The organism is Carboxydocella thermautotrophica (genome assembly GCA_003054495.1).
Classification (GTDB): domain Bacteria; phylum Bacillota.
In genome coordinates, this window is record CP028514.1 from 1,695,619 (window position 1) to 1,708,264 (window position 12,646).

Here is a 12,646-nt window from a genome sequence, read left to right on the forward strand (position 1 = left end):
CCGAAATAGTTGTGATTGATTAAGAACCATGGCCATTATGCTGTATCCTAACATTAAAAACATAACAACTGCTGCTAAAGAGACTGACCGCAAGAATCGCCCCAGTTTACTTATCATATTACACCTCAATGACGGAATTGAAATAAGGGCTGGTACCGGGCCTGGCTGGCCCGGTACCAGAAAGCCAATTAGTAACCCTTATGGTCTCCACACAAGGAGCTATTAGAACCACAATTGCTCTTGCTATAATTACCCGGCGCTGCATCAACAAACTTATACAATACTGCGCCACTGCTGTACGGCTTAGGATCGGTTGTCAGAACCATCAGATGCGGACGATTGACCCCATGGGGCACAGCACTGTGACACCAGGTACATTGCAAGTAGCCACCCTTCTTGTGATCTCCTAAATTATGCAGGTTCTTGGAACCGCCACCGGAACTGAAGCCGGTCTTGTAGGTACTGGAACCGCCGCCATAAGTACCATAATCATGGCACATATAGCAAAGCATGTTCTTATCATTGGAACCTGAGGTATAGGTCCAGGTCCGGGGCAGGATATTGGCATAAGCTGTAGTGCCTCCAGGAGTCGTAGGCCCGTGACAGGATTTACAGGTCAACTGACTGGTAGCAGTATAGCCGCCAATGTAGCCACCCCAACCGCTAGCTTTACTGGTTCCCAAAATGGCATGATAGGATGCCTGGGTCGTAGCAAATTCCGCCGCCTGACCGGTATGACATTTCAGACAGTCGTCGCTGGTGCTGACTGTCGGGAAGATTCCCGTCAGGTGCGGTGTCGTCAAATCAGTGTGTACCACATGGCAAGCAGTGCACTTAGTGTTCTTGCTGCTAATAGCTGTCCGCACATCGGTACGGGTACTGTTATGACAGGTAGCACAGGTGAAGCCGCGGTTCTGATGCTCCACGCTCAGTACATTGCTGTGACACTTGCTGCAATCCCACTGCGGAGAGTCAACAAAGGTACTGGTATGCACGGTGTTAACATCCGCATGGATGGTATGGCAGGCATCACAGTTAACTTTTCCCTGAGTAATAGCAGTCTGAACCTCGGTCCGGGTGCTCTGGTGACAGACCGCACAGGAGCCGGTGCCAGATGTACTGTTATCACTGGAAGGATTCCAGCTCAGATCAATCTGGGCTGAGTTGACAGCCGTAGCAGTCAGTCCGCCCGGTACGGTCGGAGGCTGGGTATCAGTGCTGCCAGTTACCGGCGCAACTGTAGTACTGGGTGTAGTGACAGAGCTTTCCGTACTTGTACCGCTGCTCAGCAAGAACCGCACTTCACTGATGGCCGCTTCTTTGTAAGTCCCATCACTGCCAGTCTTGATGCGGAACTTCATCCAGCCAAAATTCTGCATTGTGCTGGCTGCTGAAGTCACATCAATGACATAATCAGCATAGGTCCCTTTGGCGGCAGGATTGGTGATCTTGTAAGTTACGGCTGAGGTAGTGTTGATGCTCTTACCGTCACTCTTATAAGGATAGATCACGATGCTACCAGCACTATCAGTGCTCTTCCAGGAAGCCCGTACCTGTAGCTTTATAGCAGTGTAGTTCTTAGCATCTTCCAGTAACCGTACATATAGCCACTGGTCACTGTTGCTCCCTTCTTTTACCACCACATCAGAGGTGGAATAGAAGGTATCTTTATTATCGGTAATCCGGGTCAAGGCAGTGGGACTCAGTGACCTGATACCTGTATCGGATACACTGTCGCCATTATTGCCGCTAGCATATTCAGCAGCTCCCGGATTCTTGGTTATACCGGTAACCGGTGCCGGTTTAGTGGTAGCACTTACCACAGAGCTGAATCCTGAATAATTACCCGCAGCATCATAGGCCCGTACCCGGAAGTAATAGGTCGTGTTGGGACTCAGGCTGCCCACACTAAAGGTAGTACCAGTAGTAGTTCCCACCTTGACGAAGTTAACATTATCGCTACTGCGCTGCACTTCATAAGCAATACCACTGGATGTTTGCAGTGCCTTCAAGTGTTCCTCAGGCAGGTAATTCTTGTGGCAATCAGCGCAGTTCATGGGCGGATTGGCCACATAACTGGAGGTATGCAGTATCGTCCAGGACCCATGCACGGTGCCATGGCAGCTATCACAGGCGTAACCGGTCTTAGTTCCGGTATTCCTGCTCCAGTTGCTGGTAATCACCTGCTGCGCAGTGGCAAAGATCGGGCTTTGCGGATTGTCATGACAGGTATTACAGCCTTTGGACTTATGCAGCTCAGTTACCTTCAAGGTGCTATGACAGTTGGTGCAGCTGTAGCCATCCAGGCTGGTCAAGGCGCCATAACCACTGGCAGTATGACCTGGCGCCGGGCTGGTATGCCGTGCTGGTGCCTTAGTACCATCATGGCAGCTACTGCAGTAGGGTACATTGATGGCACCATCTTTGATTATCACACTGCCTTCAAAAGTCGGGTTGTGACAGGTAGCACAGGACAGGCCCCGATCCAGGTGCAGTTTTGCCAGCTCAGTAGAACCTGTAGCCTGGTCAGTTGTGTGACAGGCTTTACAGCTTACCTCTTCTTGAGCTTCGAAGCTGTTAACCGGATGCTTGTGCCCGGTACCACCGCTATGGCAAGCATCACAGCTGACATTGTTGTTAGCTATAGCCTGTTGCACTTCCGGTCTGCTGGAGCCGTGACAGGTATTGCAGGTAACTGTGCTGGTTGACTTGGCCTTATGCACTGCCAGTAAGTTATTGCCTGCAGTACCATGGCATTTCAGGCAATCTCCAGCTACGGGGTATTTGGCGGTATCTACGTTATGAGGTGTGGTATGCCGATCAACCATAGTCGCCTGGTGACAACCAGAACAATCAGTGTTCAAAGAAGTTACTATAGGTTTATAAGTTGTTCTGGTATGACAAACGTCACAGGAAACCGGTCCGACAGGAGGCTGTACATCATTGTGCAAGCTGATGAACTGCTTGTTATGACAGCTGCCACAATCCGGAGCATATTCCGGCAAGAAGGCCGGGAACTTGTTAACATGTCTGGGCACGTACTGTTCGCTCGGATGCGGTGCCTGAACGCTGGTACCATTATGGCAATCTGTACACTGTTTCAATTTCAGTTGCACCTGGCTGTTCACCGGACTGGTTGTGCCATGACAGGTATTACAGGTATAGGTACCGTTTAATGTAATAGTCGGTTTCAGGTGAGTATCCACCAGGCTGGTGGAGTGACACCAGGTACAATCAATAGGATAGGTAGAGATAGTGGTTATGTGCTTACTGCTGATATCACCATGGCACTCCGAACATTGATAGCCAGAAGTCCCTTTCAGCTGAGCTATGATGGGGGCAACTGTCGTATTGGTATGACAGGTTGCGCAATCCTTGTGAATAGTAACCGTCGATTCGGGACTGCTGTTAGCATCAAAACGCGCCTGGTGACTGGGATTTGCCGCCACAGTACCATTATGACACTCTGTACACAGGTAACCACTGGTACCCTTTAACTGGCTAATAGTGTTATTCGCATTTGTATTGCCATGACAGGTAGCACACTGACTGTGGAATGTTAGTGTAGAAAGAGCCTGACCATTGCTGTCAAACCTGGCCTGATGGTAAGGCTGAGGTGCCACAGTGCCATTGTGGCAATCCAGACAATAATAGGGATTCTTAGTCTTCAAAGCTGAAATGTTGTTGACTACCTGCTGGTTGCCATGACAGGTAGTGCAATCAGGATGGAAACTGGCTGTATTGTAAAGAGTTCCCCCTGCCTCCAGCAAGGCCTGATGGCGCGGTGCCATGCTACCAGTATGGCAGGCACTACAATTGTAACTGGTCTGACCAACCAGAACCTTAATCTGGGTTTTAACATTACTGTCAGTACTCAAGTGGCAGGTATTGCAGCTGGGGTGCATTTTCGGGGTTTCATAAGCTACCCCCGTCTGATCCAGGGTAGCTTTATGGGTAGCCGTCGGTGCCACTACCCCATCGTGACAGCTCCAGCACTGATAGCTACCAGCCTGTTTCAACCCACTGACTTTAGCCTGAGCTGCCGGGTTGGCGTGACAGGTGGCACAATCAGGGTGATACTGGGTGGTATCCAGAGTTGCTGCTCCAGCTTCAGGTTCTGCCTGATGTTTAGGAATAGAAGCTACACTGCCATTATGGCAGTCAGTGCACAGGTAGCTTCCTGCCGTAGCTTTTAGCTGCGGAATAATAGCTGTTACCTGAGCGTTACCATGACAGGTAGTGCAGCTGGGATGGAAACCAACAGTATCAAGAGACGCTCCACCGAAAGTTAAAGCAGCACTGTGCTTGGGTTGCATACTGCCACTATGGCACTCATTACAGGAATAGGCCGAAGCAGGATTGGTTGCTGCCAGGCTATTGATCTTGTCATTCACAGCGGGATTGCCATGACAGGTTGCACAAGCACTATGCATTGCCGGTAAGTCATATTCCTGGTTATTGCCGCTGAATACGGCCTTGTGCAACGGTGAACGGCTCCCGTTGTGGCAGACAAAACAACTGTAGTCCTGGTTGGATGTTGCCAGTGTTTTCACTGTGCCCGCCAAATCCGTCTGGCTATGACAGGTATTGCAATCACTATGCAACGCAGGTGTGTTGGTAACATTGTCGGCTGTATGAGCAGGTTGATGCTTCAGTGGCGGATTGACATGACAGTTAAAGCATTGTTTGGCAGCCAAATCTGCAACCGGATCAGTAGTAGCTTTAGCTGCATCTACTACTGTTTTTACATCGGTCCGTACTGAATCACCATGACAGTTGGCACAGTCATTGACTTTACCAGCGTGCTCCTGGTTGAGTTTATCCAGGTGACACTGACCACAGTTAAGGGAAATGGGTCCAGTCGAACCGTTTAGCTGATCGGGCAAGACTGTCTGATGCTTGGCATCAATATCGCCATGGCCAGTTAAACCCGTGCTGTGACAGTTATAGCATAGATCGCTGCCATCAGAACGTTTGCGAACCACATTGGGAAGATTGCCATGACAATTGGATGTCCAACAGGATAATGTCTTAAGACTGTAAGTCTTCCCATCAGCAGCATAATTATTCTGAGGCAAGTATTTGGTCAAACTATGGCTGATGTGAGTCACATTATTATGGCAGGCATCACAGGACACATTGCTGTGACAGCGCATGCAAGCACTAGTTGTTGCCTGAAGATTGTTACCAGCATGGACATTATGCAGATAGCTGGCACTGGATTGTAGAGCCAGTGTCCCGGTAAAGTAACCCACACCATCGACCAGCACCGTCGGCCAGCTGGCATGTGCCCCCGACATATGGCAGACAGCACAGTTACTGCCTTTGGTTAGCGGAGAAAGTTGAAAATTTTGTACCGTCGACTGATGGCAAAGGGCACAATCACTGCTGGACTGCGCTTCAGCCCGACCGGATAGAAAAACCATCGCAACCAGCAACATTAAACAAAGTACTATTCCTGGCAGCTTTCGTCTCAATGCTGAGACCACCATCCGTTCACCTCCTCTGCTAGTGATGTTATTCACATTCAAACCTTCTCACCTCCTTCTCAATATTTTTTATTCGACATGTGTTAATAAATTCCTGCAATTAAAAAGAAAATTCCGCCATTACTGGCGGAACAAAAATCTTATTGATAATCAAAACTGTGACAGTTACGGCAAAGTTTCTGGTTATCCGGTCTGACACGTCTAATACTGTAACCTGTATCATGACAGGCCGAATTGTTACAACTAAGAGGTACTAAGCTATAGCTAGCACCACTAGCTCTAAATTCGGCCCTGGCCCCAACCTGTCCATGCTGCTCATGATTGACAGTACTATGACAGCTTTTACAGGATGCCTGTGCATGACAGCGCATACATAGGGAAGTTGTTGCCGCCAGGTTATCACCGTTATGCCAGCGGTGGATTTCTGCCGCTGTAAGGTTTAAGGAGTTAGTAGTGGCAAAATTGCCTTCCGGAAGCATAACACTTACATTGCCATGGCCAACATAATGACAGATCTTGCAGGTTACACTTTTGTTAACCTGGCCCTCTGAAAATGCCTGGCCTGCTGGCTGATGGATTGTTGAGTGACAGGCAGAACAATCATTATTTCTTGTAGCAATAGCTGCCTGCACGGCGGGATTGCTACTTTGATGACAGCTCTCACAGGATAAATTGGTCTTGCCCAGGCTGGTCAGATTTTTAAGATGTTCTTCAGATATATCTGTTTTATGGCAAACTACACAGTCAGATCCTTGCTGATAGGTAATAACGTGGGTTCCGGAGAGGTTACCATGAACTGTATGACAGGCATCACATCTGGCATTACCAGCAAGAACTGCCTGGCGTACTGTCGCCTGGTTGGATTTATGACAGGTATCGCAGGTTTTGCCGGTATGCTGGGTTAGTAAATCATTACTGTGACATTCAGAACAATTCGAGCTGCTATAGCCCGACCAATCTGCGAGGTGATAGTTCTGGTACTGTTCAGCGTGTCCGCTATGACAGGCAGAACAGTTAACATTCCCACTGCTTACTACTTCAGCAACTGGGGCAGGAACGCTGGCTCCATGACAGAGGTTACAATCATAGGCCTGACCATTGCGGTCAGTTCGTGCCGCATGCTCACCTGTCAGAGTCGCCTGATGGCACTGGGTACAATTACTCCCGGCAACAAATACTTGATGGAGAGCATTAATATCTCCCTGTCCATTCATATCAAAGTTATGGCAGTTTAAGCATAGCTGGCTGCCATCAGCTCGAAGTCTTTTTACACTACCCAGTACGCCGTGGCAATTACTGTTGGTACAGTTTTCCTGCAGGACAAGAATAGATGTCCCATTAGCAACTCTTAGCTGTTGCCCCTGGTATTGAGTGGAACTGTGACTGCCGTGGGTCAGATCTATGTGACAGGCCTGACAGGCAACAGTGAAATGGCATTTTTGACAGCTACTGGTGGTTGCTGGTAAGTTATCGCCCCGGTGAACAGAGTGTAAAACTGCTGGTTGTGAATTTACACTGGCGGCCGACTGGAACCAGCCAGCACCCCCGGGATCAAGATAGCTGGTGTTGTGTCCCGCTTTATGACACTTATAACATACCGCCGCCTTGTTCATCGGCGCCTGCTCAAACATAACTGTCGGGTTGACATGCGGTGTATGACACCCTGTACACTGGGTATTGTTCAGGGCAATCGCCGTTTGAACTGTAGCACTGGTATTATCATGACAGGTGCTGCAGGTTATGCTATTTCCCTGCCTATCCTTTTTACCGATATGTTCACCTGTCAAATTAGCTTGGTGGCAATTGCCACAGTTTGTTGATACCCCGTCAAAATTGGTCAGATGATAACTGCTTACATCGGTGCCATGCAACGTATGACACGCATCACATCGGATATTATTTTGTTTTATTGCATCCTTTACTTCCTGTCGCTGAGAATTATGACAGGAGCTGCAAGTAAGTAAATTTCCATCTGTCCCACGGCGACGGGCGTGTTCATCCATTAAATTGTTAAGATGGCACTGACTGCAATCCTGTTGCGGAAAAGTGGCAGCAAAATTCAGTGTATGCTTGCCAGTTACATCACCATGTCCTGTACTAACGGTAATTGTGTGACAATTTAAACACAGGTCACTATTATCTCCCCTCTTCCTGACTACCGTGGGCAAATTCTGGTGACAGTTACTAGTCCAGCAACTCAGAGACACATTAGTATACGAGGTTTTGATGGCTGCAGGCTGGGTCAGCGCAGCATACCGGGTAGAGCTATGGTTGGCGTGGCCAACATTCTGGTGGCACATGGTACAGGATACGTTACCATGACATTTATTACAGGAAGAAGTAGTAGCTTGCAGGTTATCCCCCGCATGCAGCTGGTGCAGCTGTTGTGCGGAACTATAAACCGCATCCATGGTACTAAAATAGCCTGCATTAGGCACCAGCACAGTATTCCAGGTAGCATGGGCCCCGCTGTTGTGACAGCTCGCACACTCAGACGTGCGGCTCAACGGCGGTAAAGTAAAGTTGCTGATCGTTTGCCCATGACACAGACTGCAATCTTCGGCTGCATAAACAGGACTAACAATGCAGAAGAACAAAAAAAGCACAAACATTAAAGCCTTTCTGCTCATAGTACACCTCCTTTACAAAAACTCAGATAATTAATTCTATCATTTTTTATAAAATTCCTGCAAAACCTGTCAGTTTTTTACCGACAAAAATCGACACCTCCGCAAGTGGAGGTGTCGATTTTGCTGCTAGCAGCTCGATTTATGAAGGCTTGTTGTACTGAGCAGCACCATGGCAACTGTAGCAGACATCCCGCTCAGGCAGACGCAGCAGAACAGAGCTGGTGCTTTGGGCTTGACCATTATAGCTTGCATAACGCATAAACCCGTTGGAAGTAGTGGCAGAAGAACCATGAGCCCGGTGGCAGCTCAAGCAGTTCAGCTTGCCAGCAGAGTCAAGAGCAATTCCATCATCACTATCCAGACCAGGATTCCATTCGGGGTGGGTAGTTTGTGATACCAGTACACCCATGGCGTGACGATATTTGCCATTGACATCAGCAGTGTGACCAGAACCAGCTACACCTTCAGTATTAAAGACACCATGGCAGGCACCACACCAGGCGTTGATACCTGTACCATACTGGGTTACCCTGTTAGTACCGGTATTATTAGTTGTGTTGCTGATAGTCCATAGGCCCATGTAGGGGACATCCACACCCAACGGTGCCTTCTTCAGTAACCGCGGGTTTTTGCTGGTATAAGTTGTGTTATCATAGGTACCGCCAGCATGGGGGTTGTGGCAGGAGCCGCAACGGAAATTGTCAGCCAAAGTTCCGGAACCGCCGGGAATCTGGAATCCGTTGCCCACACCGGCAGGCATATTGGTGGAACCAGAGTCTTTTTCTACGTTATGCACAGAAGTAACAGCTTTATAGGTTCCAGAACCACCAAAATCGTAGGCCTGATCAAAACCTCCGGCCCAGGAAGGATTCCAGGTAGTGCCGTCCTCGGTTTGGATCTTACCATTTTTGACATCAAAACCGCTGATACCGGCATTACCATGGCAAACGAAACAAAATTCAGTCTGGTTGGTACCGCCCTTTAACAGTTTGGCTGCGGAAGCACCGTGGGTTACGTGACAGTCAGCACAGCCTTTGGAGTTCCCGGCAAAGTTACCGTGAGTTACCGGCCCTGAGTAGTTGATAGCAAATGCTACCGACGGCACCGTGAAGAGAGCGCAAAGAGCTGCCAGCACAAATAACATGCGCTTCTTCATAAGCGTTCACCTCCTATTAAATATTACTTTAGATAAGATATAATTAGCTTTCCAGCAGCCACCGTCTGCCGGAAACTTTTAAAACTACTTGAGGTCATAAACTACAACTCTGCTGTTGCCATACTCCACCACATAAAGTCTCAGATTATCATCTATAAAAACTGAATTTGGTAGCTCTAATGAATCCGGTTCTCCGGCAACCGTCTTGTCCTCTGCATAGCTAAATCGTTTTACTACAATCCCTTTTTCATCAGTTATCGCTACCATGTTACTTAAGGTTTCACAGGTATACATATAGCCCTTTTTATCAAATGCTAGCCCTCTGGGTATCGCATAGCCCCCTGTCCCATTTTCTTCTTTCCCCAGCAAAACTTTGATGGACTTGCCGTTTTCATCAATCACCTGAATGCGGTTATTGTTGGAGTCGGCAATCCAGATCTGTCCCTGGTCATCAACTTTGATACTCAGAGGATAATAAAACTCTCCCGGGTTTCCGCCCCGTTTGCCAATTTGTTTCAGGACTTTGCCTTCCGGTGACACGATATGAACAGTAGTTTTCGCACCAGTATCAAGAACATAGAATTTTCCATCATGGTAAGCAATGTTTACAGGAGATGTGGCATAATCAGATTTAAAATATCGTTTAAAATTACCATTCAGATCATAAACTACTATCTTCTTCAATGCAGGGTCAACTACATAAATTTCATTATCTACCGCAGTAATACCGATTGGGTCCTCCAGCTTGCCCTGACTGCCACTCTTTCCAAATTCCTTGATAAATTTACCATTATAATCGGTAATTATCACTCGTCCATTATCGGTATCGGTAATATAGATGCGATCATTCACAACCACCAGGTTATAGGGGTGATTTAAACGCTTGCTGTCAGGTCCGTAAATAGTGTAAAGATATTTAGGATTAGGTACAGTCGATGTTACATCTAAAACACTGGCTACCTTATCAATCGGGCTCTGTTTTTTTAAATAAAACCAGCCAAAGCCTACCACCGCTAGCAAAGACACAGCTAAAATGATATTAATTAAAGTGCTTAATTTAACTTTTTTCATGGTTACCCCTGAAACAGGGCCCACCTCCTGTTACTGCTGTTTAGCTAATTCCTGTTTCAATTGTAAGGCCTCCTGATAATCAGGGACGAATTTCAGTGCTTTTTCCACATCAGCCCTGGCCTTGGCAATTTCACCCATATCCTTGTATACGCGGGCCCGGGAAACCAGAACATCCGCCGCTCCGCTTTCCAGGCGCAAAGCAATCTCAAATGCCTTTAATGACTTCTCATATTCTTTTTTATCTGCGTACAGTAAAGCCAGATTATACTGGGCCAGAAAGTGCCACTTGTTTTTCTTAACTACCTTTTCTAGATAGCTAATAGCTTCGTCTTTTTTCCCTATTTCCTTATAAGCCAGCCCCAGATTAAAGAGTACAGCCAGATCATCTGGCTTTGCCAGCTTTTGGGCCTCTTGATATTCCCGCAAAGCCTTATCCTTTTCTCCTCGTCTCAAATACTGATACCCTAAAGCCAGATGGCCTCTGGGATCCTTGGGATCCTTTTTCACCACTTCCATAGCAGCCTTGAGCTGGATATCATCAACAGTAACCTGCTCGTACTGGTTCCAGAAGAATTTATAACCCACAAATAAGCCTGCACTAACGATAAGGACCAAGGATAACGCAAGGATCAAGAGCGCTTTCCCCAGAGATAGTTCTTTTTCCATGTCCATCGCTCCTATTTCTTTTTCGGTAAAATACGGTGAATAATGATATCCTGATTGCGTTTCTCACCATGACACTTCAAACATAACTGTGTTCGCGGCTCAAGAGTGAAATATTGATTGGGGGTACCATGGGGTCCATGACAACTGGTACAACGCATGCTGATACCGCGTATAGGATCCGTATATTTGGGCCCGACCGGATGGTTAATAGCGGCACGGGCTATTTTACCATGACAGGTTTTACACATATCCAACTGGTCTGCAAAAAGCAAGGGCCTGTATTGCGAACCATGCGGCTGATGGCAATTGATACAAAGCCCCTTACCAGCACGACCAACAGCTTTCTTGGCATGGGCCAGACTTTCAAAACCTTCGCGCAGCCAGCCATGGCAGTTATAACACAGCTCATTTCCCGGAGCTATGGTCATCCTTTTACCAGGCCCGGAGTGAGGATTGTGGCAGCTAAAACACTCAATCCTACCCGTATCAACCGGGTGATGAGAGGGCATACTAAAGTAGGATCGATACTTGCCATGACAGAGATAACACAACTGACTTCCTGGTTCTAAAACCAAACTCTTATTGTAAGACCCATGCGGTGTATGACAACCGGTACATTGTCCTTTGGCAAAGGGAGGATGCTGATAACCAACCTTTGTTTGTTCTGCCTTATCTACATGACAGCTGAAACACAGCTTTTCTTTCGGATATCTCAACATCTTCTCGCCACTGGTAGCATGAGGACCATGACAGCCTATGCAGTTTCCCTCAGCATAAGGCTTATGTTTAACTGGCATACTTCTTTCAGCCAGGCGGTCATAATGGCAGGAAAAACAGAGTTTATCTCCTGGTAACTTGGTTAGACCTTTGCCTGTCGAGGCATGAGGGGTATGGCAGTCGGTACAATACCCTTTCGCAAAAGGCGGGTGTTTACTGGGCAAACCCGCATACCTCATCGCAACAGTATGGCAGGATTGACATAATTGTTGCTCTGGTATTCTCAGTTGCCTGGGGTAGTCAGATGCATGAGGATCATGGCAATCTATACAGCGCCCTTTAGCAAAGGGAGGGTGCTTAACCGGCATTGCCATTTCGTTTTTCCGATCGAAATGACAGGTAGCGCACAGCTTATCAATCTCAACTACAAATTCTTTTTTACCACTACCTACGGTATGAGGGACATGACAGTCTGTGCACTGCCAGCGCACAAAAGGGGCATGTTGATATTTCTTGCGAAAATCAGCACTTTTATCGGAATGGCAGGTGCCACATACTTTGCGGTCACCTTCACCACTTTTTCCTGGTTCTTTTGCTCCATCAGTATTTAGCAAACCATCTATCTGAACCAATCCAGCCAGCTTTTCTATTCCATTCTGGAGAAGCTGTCGGCCGGTATCGGTAATTAACATGGTAACAACTAGAGCCACCGCTGTAATAATCGACACTATGTAACTCAGCCAGCGCCCCATGGAAATCGGCCCCTTTCCCCAACCAACCATCGGATTGTGATATTTATTACATTTTTCCTCATTTGTGGGCTGATCTCTGTTGCCAGCGGTGCCCTTCGCTTGTGTTTAATTTATCATTTCGACAAATATTGCAAAAATCCTTCCTTAGTCAGCCCTGCTTAAAAA

At 47.5% G+C, this 12,646-nt stretch carries 6 protein-coding genes; all 6 read right to left on the reverse strand.

The features are described from left to right. Positions 1 to 188: 188 nt before the first annotated feature. Complete coding sequence (locus tag CTH_RS08570; protein ID WP_107753561.1) at positions 189 to 5,492, reverse strand: cytochrome c3 family protein; 5,304 nt, start codon at positions 5,490 to 5,492, stop codon at positions 189 to 191. Positions 5,493 to 5,629: 137 nt separating this feature from the next. Then, positions 5,630 to 8,119 carry a hypothetical protein gene (locus tag CTH_RS08575; RefSeq protein ID WP_078666567.1) on the reverse strand — a complete coding sequence of 830 codons (2,490 nt, stop codon included), beginning with the start codon at positions 8,117 to 8,119 and terminating at the stop codon, positions 5,630 to 5,632. A gap of 139 nt (positions 8,120 to 8,258) precedes the next feature. Beyond that, positions 8,259 to 9,275, reverse strand: a complete 1,017-nt coding sequence (locus CTH_RS08580; RefSeq protein WP_078666568.1) for a cytochrome c3 family protein — start codon at positions 9,273 to 9,275, stop codon at positions 8,259 to 8,261. Positions 9,276 to 9,359: 84 nt separating this feature from the next. Next, positions 9,360 to 10,346 (reverse strand): 6-bladed beta-propeller, encoded by a 987-nt coding sequence (locus CTH_RS08585; RefSeq protein ID WP_079906195.1) that lies wholly within the window; start codon positions 10,344 to 10,346, stop codon positions 9,360 to 9,362. A gap of 30 nt (positions 10,347 to 10,376) precedes the next feature. Then, entirely contained in the window at positions 10,377 to 11,012 is a 636-nt protein-coding gene (locus CTH_RS08590) for a tetratricopeptide repeat protein (RefSeq protein WP_159071895.1), read from the reverse strand. Between the two features lie 11 nt (positions 11,013 to 11,023). Further along, a complete protein-coding gene (locus tag CTH_RS08595; RefSeq protein ID WP_159073844.1) occupies positions 11,024 to 12,481 on the reverse strand; it encodes a cytochrome c3 family protein in 1,458 nt (485 codons plus the stop codon). Positions 12,482 to 12,646: the final 165 nt, after the last annotated feature.

What these genes read in the sequence shown, in the direction of transcription:
- CTH_RS08570 (WP_107753561.1), bottom strand. Translation starts at nt 5,492, where the DNA reads ATGGTGGTCTCAGCATTGAGACGAAAGCTGCCAGGAATAGTACTTTGT.
- CTH_RS08575 (WP_078666567.1), bottom strand. Translation starts at nt 8,119, where the DNA reads ATGAGCAGAAAGGCTTTAATGTTTGTGCTTTTTTTGTTCTTCTGCATT.
- CTH_RS08580 (WP_078666568.1), bottom strand. Translation starts at nt 9,275, where the DNA reads ATGAAGAAGCGCATGTTATTTGTGCTGGCAGCTCTTTGCGCTCTCTTC.
- CTH_RS08585 (WP_079906195.1), bottom strand. Translation starts at nt 10,346, where the DNA reads ATGAAAAAAGTTAAATTAAGCACTTTAATTAATATCATTTTAGCTGTG.
- CTH_RS08590 (WP_159071895.1), bottom strand. Translation starts at nt 11,012, where the DNA reads ATGGAAAAAGAACTATCTCTGGGGAAAGCGCTCTTGATCCTTGCGTTA.
- CTH_RS08595 (WP_159073844.1), bottom strand. Translation starts at nt 12,481, where the DNA reads ATGGGGCGCTGGCTGAGTTACATAGTGTCGATTATTACAGCGGTGGCT.